The organism is Rhizobium sp. BK196 (assembly GCF_014193255.1).
Classification (GTDB): Bacteria; Pseudomonadota; Alphaproteobacteria; order Rhizobiales; family Rhizobiaceae; genus Rhizobium.
Map to the genome: position 1 here is coordinate 1 of NZ_JACHZB010000003.1, position 15,428 is coordinate 15,428.

Annotated in this window: 13 protein-coding genes and 4 tRNA genes; 9 read left to right on the forward strand and 8 right to left on the reverse strand. The window is 59.0% G+C overall.

Annotated features, from left to right (window positions below; all coding sequences use genetic code 11):
- A partial coding sequence (locus FHT78_RS11075; RefSeq protein ID WP_183743525.1) for an integrase core domain-containing protein occupies positions 1 to 678 on the forward strand: 678 nt, incomplete at its 5' end.
- 44 nt (positions 679 to 722) lie between these two features.
- Here the strand turns inward: FHT78_RS11075 and FHT78_RS11080 are convergent.
- The 3 genes from FHT78_RS11080 to FHT78_RS11090 form a co-directional block, all read right to left on the reverse strand.
- A tRNA-Pro gene (locus FHT78_RS11080) sits at positions 723 to 799 on the reverse strand.
- 83 nt (positions 800 to 882) lie between these two features.
- Positions 883 to 1,371: a DUF192 domain-containing protein gene (locus tag FHT78_RS11085; protein ID WP_183743526.1), complete on the reverse strand. Its 489-nt coding sequence runs from the start codon at positions 1,369 to 1,371 to the stop codon at positions 883 to 885.
- Positions 1,371 to 1,949, reverse strand: coding sequence for a cold-shock protein (locus tag FHT78_RS11090; RefSeq protein WP_112545721.1), 579 nt, complete (start codon positions 1,947 to 1,949; stop codon positions 1,371 to 1,373). The genes FHT78_RS11085 and FHT78_RS11090 overlap by 1 nt, the downstream gene beginning before the upstream one ends.
- 194 nt (positions 1,950 to 2,143) lie before the next feature.
- Here FHT78_RS11090 and gloA point away from each other — a divergent pair, with 194 nt between their 5' ends.
- The 5 genes from gloA to FHT78_RS11115 all read left to right on the forward strand — a co-directional run bounded on the left by gloA (position 2,144) and on the right by FHT78_RS11115 (position 4,503).
- Positions 2,144 to 2,584 (forward strand): lactoylglutathione lyase, encoded by a 441-nt coding sequence (gloA, locus tag FHT78_RS11095; RefSeq protein WP_112545722.1) that lies wholly within the window; start codon positions 2,144 to 2,146, stop codon positions 2,582 to 2,584.
- A gap of 96 nt (positions 2,585 to 2,680) precedes the next feature.
- Positions 2,681 to 3,778, forward strand: coding sequence for a D-Ala-D-Ala carboxypeptidase family metallohydrolase (locus FHT78_RS11100; RefSeq protein WP_183743528.1), 1,098 nt, complete (start codon positions 2,681 to 2,683; stop codon positions 3,776 to 3,778).
- A gap of 195 nt (positions 3,779 to 3,973) precedes the next feature.
- A tRNA-Glu gene (locus FHT78_RS11105) sits at positions 3,974 to 4,048 on the forward strand.
- A gap of 74 nt (positions 4,049 to 4,122) precedes the next feature.
- Positions 4,123 to 4,197 (forward strand) — tRNA-Glu (locus FHT78_RS11110).
- A 231-nt stretch (positions 4,198 to 4,428) separates the two neighbouring features.
- Positions 4,429 to 4,503: transfer RNA gene (locus FHT78_RS11115), tRNA-Glu, on the forward strand.
- A gap of 174 nt (positions 4,504 to 4,677) precedes the next feature.
- Here FHT78_RS11115 and recJ read toward each other — a convergent pair.
- The 4 genes from recJ to FHT78_RS11135 form a co-directional block, all read right to left on the reverse strand.
- The gene (gene recJ / locus FHT78_RS11120; RefSeq protein WP_183743529.1) at positions 4,678 to 6,480 is read right to left on the reverse strand and encodes a single-stranded-DNA-specific exonuclease RecJ; all 1,803 of its coding nucleotides are present in this window, start codon (positions 6,478 to 6,480) and stop codon (positions 4,678 to 4,680) included.
- Between the two features lie 433 nt (positions 6,481 to 6,913).
- Positions 6,914 to 8,239 (reverse strand): homoserine dehydrogenase, encoded by a 1,326-nt coding sequence (locus FHT78_RS11125; RefSeq protein ID WP_183743530.1) that lies wholly within the window; start codon positions 8,237 to 8,239, stop codon positions 6,914 to 6,916.
- Between the two features lie 64 nt (positions 8,240 to 8,303).
- A complete protein-coding gene (locus FHT78_RS11130; RefSeq protein WP_183743531.1) occupies positions 8,304 to 9,521 on the reverse strand; it encodes an LL-diaminopimelate aminotransferase in 1,218 nt (405 codons plus the stop codon).
- Between the two features lie 224 nt (positions 9,522 to 9,745).
- Positions 9,746 to 10,168: a hypothetical protein gene (locus tag FHT78_RS11135; RefSeq protein WP_183743532.1), complete on the reverse strand. Its 423-nt coding sequence runs from the start codon at positions 10,166 to 10,168 to the stop codon at positions 9,746 to 9,748.
- A 148-nt stretch (positions 10,169 to 10,316) separates the two neighbouring features.
- Here FHT78_RS11135 and phaC point away from each other — a divergent pair, with 148 nt between their 5' ends.
- Together phaC and FHT78_RS11145 are read left to right on the forward strand one after the other, a co-directional pair.
- Positions 10,317 to 12,149, forward strand: a complete 1,833-nt coding sequence (gene phaC, locus FHT78_RS11140; protein ID WP_183743533.1) for a class I poly(R)-hydroxyalkanoic acid synthase — start codon at positions 10,317 to 10,319, stop codon at positions 12,147 to 12,149.
- Positions 12,150 to 12,441: 292 nt separating this feature from the next.
- Positions 12,442 to 13,788: a DUF2778 domain-containing protein gene (locus FHT78_RS11145; RefSeq protein ID WP_183743535.1), complete on the forward strand. Its 1,347-nt coding sequence runs from the start codon at positions 12,442 to 12,444 to the stop codon at positions 13,786 to 13,788.
- Here FHT78_RS11145 and FHT78_RS11150 read toward each other — a convergent pair.
- Positions 13,785 to 14,636, reverse strand: a complete 852-nt coding sequence (locus FHT78_RS11150) for a LysR family transcriptional regulator (RefSeq protein ID WP_183743536.1) — start codon at positions 14,634 to 14,636, stop codon at positions 13,785 to 13,787. The genes FHT78_RS11145 and FHT78_RS11150 overlap by 4 nt on opposite strands.
- A gap of 87 nt (positions 14,637 to 14,723) precedes the next feature.
- On the opposite strand from FHT78_RS11150, the gene FHT78_RS11155 reads away from it, so the two are divergent.
- Positions 14,724 to 15,425 (forward strand): haloacid dehalogenase type II, encoded by a 702-nt coding sequence (locus FHT78_RS11155; protein ID WP_183743538.1) that lies wholly within the window; start codon positions 14,724 to 14,726, stop codon positions 15,423 to 15,425.
- Positions 15,426 to 15,428: the final 3 nt, after the last annotated feature.

Sequence of the window (15,428 nt, forward strand, 5' to 3'; positions counted from 1 at the left end):
CAGACGTCACGATATCTTCTTTGCTGTGAAGCCTTCGAGTCGACGCGCGAGCAAGGTGTCTTCGACGCCTTTCGGCGGCTGTTTGCCGAGCGTGGCCTGCCGGCGGCGATCCGCAGCGACAATGGACTCCCCTTCGCCAGCCCCAACGGCCTCTACAATCTGTCCAAACTGTCGGTGTGGTGGCTGAGGCTTGGGATCGGCCTCGAGCGCATCAGGCCGGGCCGTCCCCAACAAAACGGCCGGCATGAGCGCATGCACCTGACGCTGAAACAAGAGGCCACTCGGCCAGCTGGCAGAAACATCCTCCAGCAGCAGGCCCGATTCGATGCATTCGTCAGCGAATTCAATCAGGAGCGGCCACACGAGGCGCTGGACATGAAGATGCCGGCAGATCTCTACACAGTCTCATCGCGACCTTATCAAGGCCTGCCGGAGGTCGACTACCCCTTCCACGACAGGGAGGCGCTGGTCACCAATTGCGGCCGCATCTGCATCTATCGCAAGAAGATCAACATCTCGACCGTGCTGGCCGGACAGAAACTCGGCATCAAGGAAGTCGACGACGGTATTTGGCTCGTCAGCTTCATGCATTATGATCTGGGATATATCGACCTGGAGCAGAGAACCTTGCAAACCATCGACAACCCGTTCGGCACGAGGTTGTCACCCATGTCTTAGGTACGTTCTGTTACCTATGTCTTCGGTATGGACAGGGAGAATAATGGTCGGAGTGGAGAGATTCGAACTCCCGACCCTCTGGTCCCAAACCAGATGCGCTACCAGACTGCGCTACACTCCGAGCCTTTGATGGGAGCGGAAATACACGCTTCCCCGTGCCCTAGCAACCCCATAAATCTGCCTTCCCCGGCAGTTTTCACAGGCTTACTTCGCCTTTTTCGTTGTCGTGGCGCTGACGATGCGATCACCGGGACGGATATTGAGCTTGCGGGCTGTGCCGGCATTCACCTCGAGCACATAGCGAACGTCACCCATCGAATCGATGATATCGCGGGAATAAGGTGTCGCGTCTTCCTTGATATGGGTGATCACGCCCCTGTCGTCCGCAAAGAGCATGTCGAGAGGCAGGACTGTATTTTCCATCCACATGGTTACACGCCGCGATACGCCGAAATCAAAGATCATGCCGGCGTCTTCAGCCATTGCCTTGCGGAACATCAGACCGTAGGCGCGCTGGTCGCCGGTGGCAGCGATCTCTACGGTGAAGTGCAGCATTTTGCCGGCAGCCGTCTGGATGATCAACGGTTCTCTATCGAAGTGCATGTCCTGCTGCGCGAATGCCGGCAGGGCGGCCATGAAAAAAAGCGCCATAAAGGCGCTTCTCAACATCTCAGAAGAAAACAGGCTGCGCATCAGTGAGACCGGCCAACCGGACTCGGAACGTCAGGATGGATTTCGGCAGCCATCAGGCCCTTCTCGCCGTCGCCAAAGCGCACCAGCACCACCTGTCCGGGACGCAGTTCGGTGAGGCCGAAGCGGCGCAGCGTTTCCATATGCACGAAGATGTCTTCCGTACCCTCACCGCGGGTCAGGAAGCCGAAGCCCTTGGTACGGTTGAACCACTTTACCAGCGCGCGCTCGAGGCCACTCGTTGCCGTTACCTGCACATGGGTGCGAACCGGCGGCAGCTGCGACGGATGGACCGCAGTCGACTGGTCCATGGAAAGGATCTTGAAAGCCTGATAGCCACGCTCGCGGCGCTGAATGAGCGCGACGATGCGGGTGCCTTCAAGGATGGTCTGGTAGCCGTCGCGGCGCAGGCAGGTTACGTGCAGCAGTACATCCTGCATGCCATTGTCGGGTACGATGAAGCCAAAGCCCTTGGCCACGTCGAACCATTTCACCACGCCGGTGATTTCAACGAGGTCAACCGGTTCCGCCGACAACTCTTCAATGTCGGTGAAGCCATTCGATGAAATCCTGTCAGCCATGTCGCCAGCCCCTCAATACGCGTCACACTGTTACGGTTAACTGATTCTTGAAATCAAGATTAACATCTTGGTAACGGATAAGCGCAAGTCCTAGTTTTCGGTTATTCCCAACTGTACATTTTATCGAGATGACTTGCCCGAAGCTGGTGTCTGTTACTCCAGATGGGCTAGCCTAAATAGAGAGAGGAAACACAATGCGTTATCTCCACACCATGGTTCGCGTCAAAGACCTCGACGCTTCCCTCCATTTTTACACCACACTCTTCGGACTCGAGGAAATCCGCCGCCATGAGAACGAGAAGGGCCGCTTCACGCTCGTTTTCCTGGCCGCTCGCGATGATCTCGACCGCGCCCGCAGCGAAAAAGCCCCTTGTCTGGAGCTTACTTATAACTGGGACACGGAGGATTATACTGGAGGACGCAATTTCGGTCACCTCGCCTATGAGGTGGATGACATCTACGCGATCTGCCAGAAATTGATGGACAACGGCATTACGATTAATCGCCCGCCGCGCGACGGCAATATGGCCTTCGTTCGCTCGCCCGACGGCATCTCGATAGAGATCCTGCAGAAGGGCGAAAAACTGGCTCCGGCCGAACCCTGGTTATCCATGGGCAATACCGGCGCCTGGTAAGCCAAGCTGCAGGCAAGCTTCACGAGGCACTCTTCGGTTCCATCTTAACGGAAGCGCGCTTTCGGGCGCCTTCCGCATTCACCGGAGAATTCTCGGTTGACCAGAAATAACAAGCGGATTGCTCCTTCGCGCCGACGGGCTGTCGGTGCTTTGCTGATCGCCAGCTCCATCCTGGCGCTTTCCGGCTGCGTCTCCGACAAGAAGGCGCTTGATTCGGCCGCCGTCGCCACACCGGTCGCGGAGCGACAGCCGGCGCCGAGGCTTGCAGCGGCAATGCCCGCCGCATCGTCCCCCGCGCCGAAACAGCTCTATCGCGATCCAATGCTGACCAATGTTTCCGGCGTCGATCCGCAGGTTGCGGCTCAGGATCCGAATGCGGCAATGGCTGCTGCGCCCGTAGATTCGGCAATGCAACAGCAGCAGCCGGCCAATATCGGTGGTCTTGTCATGCAGTCGACGCGAATCAACGCGCAGGCGATGAGCATCTTTTCCGATCATCAGCCGCTGCCGCAGAACAACTCGACCTCAACGGTTATCCAGCCGCAGGGCGTGAACGCCTACGCACCTGAGAATGCCGGCCCAAGATCTAGCGTATTCAGCGTGCCGCCGGAGTTGCAACAGGGCGAGATGCTGCCGCAGCAGTCGTCACAGAATACCAGCACGAAGCTGGCGCCTGATCAAACTGCCTCACTTGCCGGCGGAAGCATTCCGGGATCGACAATGAACGCGCTCTACAGCGCGCCGAAGCAGAACCTGCTCAGCAGCCTCTCCGGGCTCCTTCAGAAGGCATCGCTGCCCGGCATGACGCGCATCGCGCCAAATGGCCTGCATGTGCAGAACGACAGCGTCCAGGTCGGCTGCTTCAAGCCGGACCTCATGCGGGTCATCAAGACAGTCGAAACTCATTTCGGCAAGCCAGTTGTCGTCACGTCAGGCTACCGCGATCCGCAGCACAACCGTGAAGTCGGAGGTGCAGAGGAATCGATGCACAAGAGCTGCGAAGCAGCCGATATCCAGATCAATGGCGTCAGCAAATGGGATATCGCCGAATATATCCGATCGCTCCCGAACCGCGGCGGCGTCGGCACCTATTGCCACACGGATTCGGTCCATCTGGACACGGGCAATGCTCGCGACTGGAACTGGGGCTGTGGCCGCAAGAACGCGCCGGTTGCTTCGGCAAGGGCGATCTGACCTTCACTCCTCTGAAAGCATAACGCAGGGGAACTGGCCGGCAGGGGATTTTCGTCCGCCGCTGCAGCTCTTTGATTCGGCTGCAATAATCTTCATTTTCCACAACGGGAAACGGCCTGTCATTTTTTTGAAAAATTTCGTATTTGCCGCTTGCGGGATCGGAAGTGCCTGACTATAAGGGCGCCACCACAGCACGCGCCCTTCGTCTATCGGTTAGGACGACAGATTTTCATTCTGTAAAGAGGGGTTCGACTCCCCTAGGGCGTGCCACTTCTTCTTCCAAATCGACACTATACTTACCGCTTGCGGAACGCGTTGCGCTTTCCTATTTGAGTTGTAGGCCTGCGCCCTTCGTCTATCGGTTAGGACGACAGATTCTCATTCTGTAAAGAGGGGTTCGACTCCCCTAGGGCGTACCAAAAAGAGCCGTCGACGGAAGTTTCACAAAGAACGAAATCGTCCCTGCACCTGGTGACCGACGGCTGCAGGCCAACAATTCAGGCAGTGATAGATCCGGCGAAGACAATCATTCCCGTCCCTTCTCCACTTTTCCACAAGCCCAGCAAAAATCTGCATAATCCGGCGAAAAATTCTCATTTTGCCGCTTGCGGTACAGAAAGGTGCTGACTATAAGGGCGCCACCACAGCACGCGCCCTTCGTCTATCGGTTAGGACGACAGATTTTCATTCTGTAAAGAGGGGTTCGACTCCCCTAGGGCGTGCCACTTTCCTCAATTATTTCATTTTATTTTTATAGAGTTATTTCGGCACGCTCGCTGCCGCGATGGGCGGATTGAGGGTGGCATGCTGCTTGTTATGCCCGTCACTCTTCCTCGCGGAAAGCAACCCTTTTCCGGCCGCAGCCGACCCGCCCTCTTGGCCGATTGCCTTTCGGCCGGTCACTTGGCCGGCGCACCATCACTGATGCGCAGCTGGATTCTGCGCGAGCCCTGATAATGTTCGGCACCGAGAGAGCCTGCGACATGCAGGTTGGCGCCGCGAGAGTTGAGAAGCAGATTGCCGAGGGGCGTTTCCGCAGCCCTGAAGGCGATGCCGTCGAGGCGAGCACCGTCCATGGCTTCCAGCGTCACCTTCACATGCCGCTCGCCGACCAGGCGGGAATCGCGCACACGATGCGCCGGCACGGCAAAAATTGGTTGCGAATGTCCAGAACCATAAGGGCCTGCCGTTTCCAGACGGTCGATGAGCTCGATCGTTGCACCACTTGCAGCGATGGCGCCATCGATCTTCAGCGTTTCATTGACGACCAGGGCCGACACCGTCTTCTGTGCCTTCTCTGTAAAGAAGGCTCTCAGGAGGCCAAGCTTGCCGCGCTCAACGGTAAGACCGGCCGCCATGGCGTGACCACCGCCCTTGACGAGCAGTCCCTCATCGACCGCAGCACGAACCATCCTGCCCATGTCGAACCCGCTGATCGAACGGCCAGAGCCCGTACCTTTGCCTGATGGATCGAATGCGATGGCGAAGGCGGGTCGCTTGAACCTCTCCTTCAGGCGCGCGGCAATGAGGCCGACAATACCGGGGTGCCATTTCTCATGCGCGGTGACGATGACGGAAGCTCCCTCGCCGTCTCCATACTCGGCCATCGCTTCGGCCTCGGCCTCCTGCAGCATGGCCGCTTCCATGGCTTGCCGTTCGCGGTTGAGCTCATCCAGCCGCTGGGCGATGGTTTCGGCTTCCATGGCATCGTCGAGCGTCAGCAGGCGGCTTCCCAGCGCTGCATCGCCGATTCGCCCGCCCGCATTGATGCGCGGCCCGATCAGGAAGCCAAAATGATAGGGCGTAACAGGCCCAGCCAAGCCCGCCTTGCGGAATAGTGCCGCAAGACCGGCATTGCTCTGGTGGCGCGCGGCGACCAACCCCTTGACGACATAAGCGCGGTTGAGGCCCTTGAGGGGCACGACATCGCAGACGGTCGCGAGTGCCACGATATCCAGCCATTGCAGGAGATCGATCGCGAGAATGCGCTTGTCTCCGGACTCACGCAGCAGGCGCAGCGTTGCCACCAGCACCATGAAGACGACGCCGGCCGCGCAAAGATGCCCTAGCCCGGAAAGATCGTCTTCGCGATTTGGATTGACGAGGGAGTGGCAGGGCGGCAGCTCGTGTGTCACCTGGTGATGATCTATGACAACGACATCGATGTTACGGTTCGCGGCAGCCGCCAGCGCCTCATGACTGGTGGAACCGCAGTCGACCGTGACGATCAGGCTAGCACCGTTGTCGATCAACTGATTGATGGCCGTCGGGTTGGGGCCGTAACCTTCGAAGATGCGATCAGGAATGTAGATATGCGCCTTGACGCCGAAATGGGTCAGGAAGCGATACATGAGCGCGGAGGACGCAGCGCCGTCGACATCGTAGTCACCGAAGATCGCCACGGGCTCACTACTTTGGATCGCAGCGGCAAGACGCTTGGCTGCCTTCTCGCAGTCCGTCAGCTTGTAGGGGTCGGGCATGAGGCTGCGGATGGTGGGATCGAGGAATTCGACGGCCTCGTCCACGGTCACGCCACGGCCGGCAAGCACACGCGCGATCAGATCCGGCAGGCCGTGCATCTGCGACATGGCGAGCGCGCGGTTCTGCCCCGCCTGATCGAGACGTGAAACCCAGCGATTGTCGAGAACCGATTTTTCGACGCCCAGGAAGGCACGCGGTACCGGATCGACCTGATCTGCCATGCCAAACTCCGCTTTCATCATCTGCCCTTTTTACAGATGCAGGGAAGATAGCAAAGCGGTGATTTCAAGCCTGTGGATTACCAGAAAATTGCCCGGATAACCAAGCCGATAGCAAGCAGCTGGACGAAGAGGATCGAAAGCAGGATCAGGAGCGTGGCCCAATTCCGCCCTCGCGGCCCCTCGCATTCAAGGGCCGCTGCCGGCTTCGTCGGATCATATCTCTGTAATTCCCCCCGAGGACTCTCAAGCTCGGTGTGAGCATGATCATCCGTATGCTCAATATTCCTCAACCCACGACTCCAACAGTTCAGGGATCGATTATATCGACATCTGCATATCTGTTAATATAGACTTTGGTGAAATGCTGTGATTGCCAACAGAAATTCCGTCCGAGCGACCCGGACGGCTCAGTCGTTCCAATTGGCACAAAGAGTCAGGATTCTTCCTTGGGACGTTCGATGCGGATCACCTGTGGTTCGCCGACGAGATAGCCCTCTTCCTTGATCGCCGCGACCGCCTTGCGCACCGAATCCTCCATCGTTGCATGGGTGACGAGGATGATCGTCTGATGATGCGAGGGCGCCAGATGCTGCTTGGAACGCTGGACGATCGATTCCAGCGAAATCTGGTTTTCTGCCATGCGGGTGGCGACGCTCGCAAAAACGCCGGTGCGGTCGAGAACGGTCAGGCGGATGAAATAACCACCCTCGTGGCTCTGGATCTGCGCCTTGCGGTAAGTCTCCAGCGACTTGGCGGGATGGCCGAGAACGGGAACGCGCTGGGCGCCCGGCTGACTTTTGGCGATGTCGGCGATATCGCCGAGCACAGAAGAGGCCGTGGCACTGCCGCCGGCACCTGGGCCGACCATCAGCAGTTCGCCGAGAATATCGGATTCGATTGCGACTGCGTTGGTGACACCATCGACCTGGGCGATGACTGAATCGACTGGCACCATGGTCGGATGCACCCGCTGTTCGATGCCGGTGTCCGTGCGCTGGGCGACGCCAAGCAGCTTGATGCGGTAGCCGAGATCGGCTGCGGCGCGGATATCCTCGATCGAGATATTGGTGATGCCTTCGAGATAGATATCGTCAGCAGCGATCCTGTTGCCGAAGGCAAGCGTCGTCAGGATCGAGAGCTTGTGAGCGGTGTCGTTGCCTTCGATGTCAAAGGCTGGATCGGCCTCGGCATAACCGAGGCGCTGGGCTTCCTTCAGGCAATCGGCAAAGGACAGGCCCTCTTTCTCCATCTTTGTGAGGATGTAGTTGCAGGTGCCGTTCATGATGCCGTAGATGCGCGAGATCGTGTTGCCCGTCAGCGATTCACGCAGCGCCTTGATGACAGGGATGCCGCCGGCAACGGCCGCTTCGAAATTCAAGAGCGAGCCCTTTTCTTCCGCGATCGTCGCGAACTCCACGCCGTGATAGGCAAGCAGCGCCTTGTTGGCAGTCACCACATGGAGACCACGAGCGAGAGCCGCGCGAACAGCGATGTTAGCAACACCTTCTGCGCCACCGATCAGCTCGACGAAAACATCGATGTCGGCCTTTTCAGCCAGTTCTTCCGGGCGCTCGTACCAGGTGATGCCGGTCAGATCGATGCCACGGTCTTTCGCGCGCTCGCGAGCGGAAACTGCCGTAATCGCAATCGGGCGGCCGCAGGTGACTGCAAGTTCGTTGCTCTTCTGCTTGATGATGCGAACAAGCGAGGCGCCAACGGTGCCCAAGCCCGCAATGCCGATTTTAAGGGCATCTGCCATGGATCGATCCTGAAATGTCTGGTGAGAGACAGCCGCAATTTTGCGGCTGTCTTCGAGGTTGGAATTAACGGTGGGCGTTGAGCGAGATGACGTTATGCATCGTCTCGTCGGCCGTCGACATGAACTTCTTGATATTGCGCGCAGCCTGGCGAATTCGGTGCTCGTTCTCGACGAGGGCCAGACGCACGTAGTCGTCGCCCATCTCACCGAAGCCGATGCCCGGGGCAACGGCGACGTCGGCCTTCTCCACCAGGAGCTTGGAGAATTCCAGCGAGCCAAGATGCCGGAACTTTTCCGGGATCCTTGCCCAGGCAAACATGGTGGCGGCCGGCGGCGGCACTTGGAAACCGGCCTTGCCGAAGCTTTCGACCATGACATCGCGGCGACGCTTGTAGACGTTGCGGACTTCCGCGATGTCGGAACCGTCGCCGTTCAGCGCATGGGTCGCCGCAACCTGGATCGGCGTGAAAGCGCCGTAATCCAGATAGGACTTCACCCGCGTCAGCGCCGCGATCAGTCGTTCGTTGCCGACGGCAAAGCCCATGCGCCAGCCGGGCATGGAGAAGGTCTTCGACATGGAGGTGAATTCAACCGTCACATCCATAGCGCCCGGAACCTGCAGAACCGACGGTGGGGGCTCACTATCGAAGTAGATTTCCGAATACGCGAGGTCCGAGAGCACGATGATGTCGTGCTTCTTCGCGAAGGCGACGACGTCCTTGTAGAAGTCAAGACTGGCAACAAAAGCCGTCGGGTTCGACGGATAGTTCAGGATCAGGGCCAGCGGCTTCGGGATCGAGTGGCGGACGGCGCGTTCGAGCGGCGGAAAGAAGCTTTCATCCGGCTCGACCGACATGGAACGGATCACCCCGCCTGCCATCAGAAAGCCGAAAGCATGGATCGGGTAGGTCGGGTTCGGGCAGAGAATGACGTCGCCCGGGGCGGTGATGGCCTGCGCCATATTGGCGAAGCCTTCCTTGGAGCCGAGGGTGGCGACCACCTGCGTGTCCGGGTTCAGCTTCACGCCGAATCGGCGTGCATAGTAGGCAGCCTGGGCGCGGCGCAGACCGGGAATGCCCTTGGAGGACGAATAGCGGTGGGTGCGCGGGTCCTGAACGACTTCGCAGAGCTTGTCGACGATCGCCTGGGGGGTCGGAAGGTCAGGGTTTCCCATGCCGAGGTCGATGATGTCAGCCCCGCCCGCTCGCGCGCTCGCTTTCAAACGGTTGACCTGTTCGAAAACGTAAGGCGGCAAACGCCGGACTTTGTGAAACTCTTCCATCTCTTTCCCCATGGAAATGCGGCCAACTTGACCGCTGTCGAAGCTCGTTCCGTCTCCCGGCATCTGCGATACGAGCTTCAGACTCGCAGCGCCGTATTCCTCTTCAGCTTAACTGCGCGGCAAATCTTTGACGGAGAAGCCGCGCACGACGCGCATTATCGGGAAAATTGCATCTTCCGATCCATCCGGAAGGCTTTGCGTCCAAATCGCCCTAAAGGCAAGGCTTATTTGGTGATTTCGGAGAGGGTTTCGGCGCCGTGCCGGGCCGCCAGTTCCCGCATCTCGGTTACGCGGCGCTGATACTCGGCTTCCGAGATCGCACCCGACTGGCGCTTGGCGCTGAGGGCCGTCAGCTGATGCTGAAGCTCGGCCGCCTGTTCGTCGCTCATCTGCACGTTGGCGGCCGTCAGTGGCGCACCGAACGACGGGTAGCCGTCCCGGCTTTTGGTCAGGCCGCCTTCAACGGGTTCGCCCTTGGAGGCCGGCATCACGACAGCCGTCGGCGCTGCCATGCGCTGGGCGAAGGCCTTCTTCTCCTCGGCTGTCTTGTTGCATCCGGCAAGCGCAAAGGCCATGGCCGCGGCCGCCGCGCAGATTGCTGCGGTGCGGGTGAAGGTCGCGATATGCCCAATGCCTGTCGTCGTCATGCCTAATGATCCAATCCTGCCTACTTCGACTGTTAAATTCGTCGCAGCGACAAAGCAATAGCATGAGAGCGGGCGGGCGGAACTTGTTTTCTTCGATACAGCAGATGTACAACGAACAAACAGTGGATGCTGCCGCCGGAGGAAGTGCGTGACCGACAGCAAGCGGGAGAATGGTGCCAAGGTGGATTTCGACGCCAAGGATCTCGATCCCTATCTCCTGAAGGATCCCGAGGCCATGGCGATGAACCTCGCCCGTGCGCTCGAAAATCTCGGCAAGGCAGCTTCGGCATGGCTTGGCCCGCGCGAGCGCGGCGAAATCTCCGACACAGTTGCCGAACCCGTCACCGATATAGTGAAGACGCTCTCCAAGGTGACAGAATACTGGATTTCAGATCCGCGCCGAACCTTCGAAGCGCAAACGCAGCTGATGGGCTCGTTCTTCGGCATCTGGATGAACTCCATGCAGAGGATGCAGGGCAGCCCGGTGGCAGCGGAACCGGTCGCTCGCGTCGATAAACGTTTCGCCGACGAAGACTGGCAGAAGAATCCCTTCTTCGAATTTTTAAAGCAGGTCTATTTCGTGACTGCCGACTGGGCCGAAAAGCTGGTGGCCGAGACTGAAGGACTCGACGAGCACACGAAACACAAAGCCGGCTTTTATGTGAAGCAGATCACCGCGGCGCTCTCACCCACCAATTTCGCGCTCACCAATCCGCAGGTCTATCGGGAAACGATTGCGACCAGTGGCGAAAACCTCGTGCGCGGCATGAAGATGCTGGCCGAGGATATCATTGCCGGTCGCGGCGAACTGCGGCTTCGCCAGACCGACATGACCAAATTCGCCGTCGGCCGCGACATGGCGCTGACGCCCGGCAAGGTGATCGCCCAGAACGAGATCTGCCAGATCATCCAGTACGAGCCTTCGACGGAAACCGTGCTCAAACGGCCGCTGCTGATTTGCCCGCCATGGATCAACAAATTCTACATCCTCGATCTCAACCCGCAGAAATCGTTCATCAAATGGTGCGTAGACCAGGGACATACCGTCTTCGTCATCTCCTGGGTCAATCCGGATAGCCGCCATGCGCTGAAAGATTGGACGGCTTACGCAAGGGAAGGCATCGATTATGCACTGGAAACGGTCGAGAAGGCGACCGGAGAGAAGGAAGTCAACGCCATCGGCTATTGCGTCGGCGGCACGCTCCTTGCTGCTACGCTGGCGCTGCACGCCAAGGAGAAGAACAAACACATCAAGAGCGCGACGCTTTTCACCACGCAGGTCGATTTCACCCATGCCGGCGACCTGAAGGTCTTCGTCGACGAGGAGCAGTTGCAGGCGCTGGAAGCGCATATGCAGGAGCTCGGCTATCTCGACGGCTCACGCATGTCGACGGCCTTCAACATGCTCAGGGCAAGCGAACTCATCTGGCCCTACTTCGTCAACAACTATCTGAAGGGCCAGGAGCCCCTGCCCTTCGACCTCTTGTTCTGGAATGCCGATTCGACTCGCATGGCTGCTGCCAATCATGCCTTCTACCTGCGCAACTGCTATCTCAGGAATGCGCTGACCAAGGATGAGATGGTCCTCGACGGCAAGACCTTGTCGCTGAAGGACATCAAGATTCCCATCTACAATCTCGCGACCCGCGAGGATCATATCGCGCCAGCGAATTCCGTCTTCGTCGGCAGCCAGTTCTTCGGCGGCAAGGTGAAGTTCGTCGTCGCGGGTTCCGGCCATATTGCCGGCGTCGTCAACCCGCCGGACAAGCATAAGTACCAGTTCTGGACCGGCGGACCGGCCAAGGGCGACTATGATGCATGGCTCGCCAAGGCAAAGGAAACGAGGGGTTCCTGGTGGCCGCACTGGCATGCATGGATCGAGTCGCAGGCCGGCGAGCGTGTGGCTGCCCGCAAGGTGGGCGGAGCAGCACTCAATGCGATCGAGGAAGCTCCGGGCAGCTATGTGATGGCGCGCAGCTGATGGCAGAAAATTTTCTGGCCATCGGAGCAACAATCACCGAGTGACGACACGCGATGGAGAGCAAGCCTTTGAAAAATAGCTTTCTCTAAAATATTACGTATCTTTTCGCGACAATCGAAACAGAGCGCTTCGCCTGTAAACCAATTGGAAACCATAGTTCGTCATCCTTAAGAAACGGTCGCATGTCGCGGATAGGCCAAAATTCGGCCTTTTTGGGCAGTTAGCGCCTCCGGCAAAGATCAGTCAGTCAGGCTGCCGGCCTGCGTAGCGCGTTTTGAAAGACGAGTTGAGTATGGCGTTTGCGGTAGGGACGTTCAATGACGTCGCCCCTTTTGGCGGATCCCCTGTTCGTTCAGGCAGGTCTCGCGGTTTACTCACCGGCATCGCAATCGCCGGACTTTTGACCTCCACATGGCTTATCGGCACTGTTGCAACAATGCAATCCGTGCCGATGCCGTTCTCTTCGCAGAAGGAGATTTCCCCGGCTGCTGTCGCGTCAAGGGCGACACCTGCTGCCGTTATGCATGAGCGGCTCATCCGCGTGAACAAGGCATCACGCCTTGTTGCATTCGATGCCAAGCCGGTAGTGCCTTTGACGGCACAGCTGATCCAGTCATATGCGGAAAGCACATCTGCTGCCTCGAATGCAAAGCTGGCTCTCTCCAAGACCAATCGCCTCGCCGTTGCAGTCGCGCAACTTCAGCCGGTCGCCCTCTCCGACAATCTGCGCTTCAGCAAGGAAGATACCATCAAGAGCTCTGGGCCGGCCGTCGATACCGCTGCCGCCGCGCCCGCCGAAGATGACGCCGACCGGATCATCATTCCGTCGAAGGAAGCAATCGCCGAGGCTGAAATGCCGGCTATGCTCGCGCTTGCCGAAGCCGGGCCGCGCGTAACGCCCGTTCCGATCGAGCCACTGCCGACCAACCGCGCTGCCGCTCCTGCCGCCGATAGCCGGGCAGAGATCGAAGTCGCCGAAGCGGAGGATGGCGCGCCGCCCTTCGATCTGGTTCTTGCGCCCAACGAGGACTCCGTACCGCTGCCGATGGCGCGGCCCGACGGCCTCGTCGGCAAGCCGGCGCCGGCCACCAAGGGATCGCAGCGAACTGCCGAGCCTGTGCTTGCCTATGCCAAGCCGAATTCACCGATCGAAGATAACGACGACGATGCGGTGCCGCGCTACGACAAACCGGTCTTTACACCGCGCCTGCGCGCCGGTGTCGCGATCTACGATATCGAAAACGCGACGGTTTACCTGCCGAACGGCGAGCGGCTGGAGGCTCATTCCGGTCTCGGAAAGATGCGCGACAACCCGCGTTACATTGATCAGAAGATGCGCGGACCGACGCCGCCGCACACCTATAACCTGACGATGCGCGAAGCCCTGTTCCATGGCGTGGCGGCCATTCGCCTGACGCCGATACAAGGTTCCGACGCGATCTTCAACCGGGTCGGTCTGCTGGCGCATACCTACATGCTTGGCAAGAACGGCGATTCCAACGGCTGCATTTCCTTCAAGGATTACAAGCGCTTCCTCGCCGCCTACAAACGCGGTGAAATCCGCCAGCTCGTCGTCGTGCCGCGGATGAGCAACAAGCCGACCTCGACGCTCGCTTCGCTGTTCTCCTCACGGACCTAAAGATTCGCCACGAGGAAATCGGCGAGCGAGCGGCTTTCCGCCGACAGGCGCAACCGTCCTTTGACGAGGGCGAGTTCCGATGCCGGCTGCGGATCGAAGCCGTCGACACTTCCAAGCTTCCTGTGCTCCGGCAGAACCGCGTCCGACGGCAGCAGGCTGATGCCGAGGCCGCATGCGACTGCCGCCTGTACGCCCATCAAGCCCTGGCTCGTATAGGCTATGCGCCAGCGCCGTCCGCTGCGCTCGATGAAGCGGATCGCCCTTTCACGGTAGATACACCCAATCGGAAAGACGGCGAGCGGCACCGTTTCGTCCCTCGCCGAAGGCCTCATGCTCTCCACCCAGACCAATTCTTCTTTCCAACTTGCCAGAGAGGCACCGTCTCCGGGTTCGCGCTTGATCAGCGCAAGATCGATCTCGCCGACTTCCAGAAGGCGACGAAGCTCGACGCTCCAGCCGCTCACCGTATCGAGCCTTATATGCGGAGAGGCGGCGGAAAAACCCGACAGGAGATCAATCAGTCTGCGGCCGGCAAAATCCTCGGGCACACCGAGCCTGACGGTCTTGGGAGCAGCAGGCTGGCGCATCACATCCATTGCCTCTTCTGCTGTCGCCAGGAGACGCCGCGCATAACTCAGGAGTACCTCGCCCTCCTCCGTCGTCTGGATGCCACCTGTCGACTTGTCGCGCAGAAGCAGGGTGTGGCCGATGTTGGCCTCGAGCTTCTTGATCTGCTGGCTAACGGTGGACTGGGTAAGGTGAACACGCTCAGCCGCCCGCGTGAAGCCGCCGGCATCGACGACCGCTGCGAAGGTCCGGAGGAGATCGAGGTCGAAGGCGAGGCTCATTCGATTTTCCACTATCTGTAATTATCACATTTAATTTCTCAATGGCGGTGTTCTTTGTCAACATGAGGCAAATCATGGAGATGAGAGATGACCCTTTCCGGAAACCAACCAACCTGGCTGACCTTCGATTGCTACGGGACGCTGATCCAATGGGATGAGGGCCTGCTTGCCGCCATGGATGCGATATTGTCGGCCAAGGGCAAAGATATCGACCAGACGAGCTTCATTGCCGTCTATGACCGCCATGAGCACGAACTGGAACAGCAGAAGCCGTACCGATCTTTCAAACAGGTCACGGCTCTCGCATTGCAATTGGCGATGCAGGAGTTCGGCCTGCCATTTGACATTGCCGATGCCGATCTGCTGACCTCGTCGATCGGCCGGATGCCGCCCTTCCCCGAAGTGGTCGAGACGCTCGGCAAGCTGAAGGCTGCCGGTTTCCGGCTCGCCATCATCTCCAATACGGACGACGCGATCATCGCGGGCAATGTCGCGCAGCTCGGCGGTTTCGTCGACCGGGTTATTACCGCGGAACAGGCGGAAGCCTATAAGCCGTCGCCGGAGATCTTCCGGCACGCCTGGAAAAGACTCGGCATCGGGAGGGATGATCTCCTGCATATCTGCGCCAGCCCGCATCTTGACCTTGCCGCTGCACGCGAACTCGGTTTTCGTACGATCTGGGTCGATCGCGGCACGGGAAGGACACCGCTCAGCGACTACCGCCCCGACGAGACCGTGCCGACGCTCGACAAGGTGTCCGGTCTTTTTGCCGCAAACGGCTGGATGTAATTG

Coding starts and splice junctions, on each gene's coding strand:
- FHT78_RS11085 (WP_183743526.1), bottom strand. CDS start 1,371: ATGCGCAGCCTGTTTTCTTCTGAGATGTTGAGAAGCGCCTTTATGGCG.
- FHT78_RS11090 (WP_112545721.1), bottom strand. CDS start 1,949: ATGGCTGACAGGATTTCATCGAATGGCTTCACCGACATTGAAGAGTTG.
- gloA (WP_112545722.1), top strand. CDS start 2,144: ATGCGTTATCTCCACACCATGGTTCGCGTCAAAGACCTCGACGCTTCC.
- recJ (WP_183743529.1), bottom strand. CDS start 6,480: ATGGCAGATCAGGTCGATCCGGTACCGCGTGCCTTCCTGGGCGTCGAA.
- FHT78_RS11125 (WP_183743530.1), bottom strand. CDS start 8,239: ATGGCAGATGCCCTTAAAATCGGCATTGCGGGCTTGGGCACCGTTGGC.
- FHT78_RS11130 (WP_183743531.1), bottom strand. CDS start 9,521: ATGGAAGAGTTTCACAAAGTCCGGCGTTTGCCGCCTTACGTTTTCGAA.
- FHT78_RS11135 (WP_183743532.1), bottom strand. CDS start 10,168: ATGACGACGACAGGCATTGGGCATATCGCGACCTTCACCCGCACCGCA.
- FHT78_RS11145 (WP_183743535.1), top strand. CDS start 12,442: ATGGCGTTTGCGGTAGGGACGTTCAATGACGTCGCCCCTTTTGGCGGA.
- FHT78_RS11150 (WP_183743536.1), bottom strand. CDS start 14,636: ATGAGCCTCGCCTTCGACCTCGATCTCCTCCGGACCTTCGCAGCGGTC.
- FHT78_RS11155 (WP_183743538.1), top strand. CDS start 14,724: ATGACCCTTTCCGGAAACCAACCAACCTGGCTGACCTTCGATTGCTAC.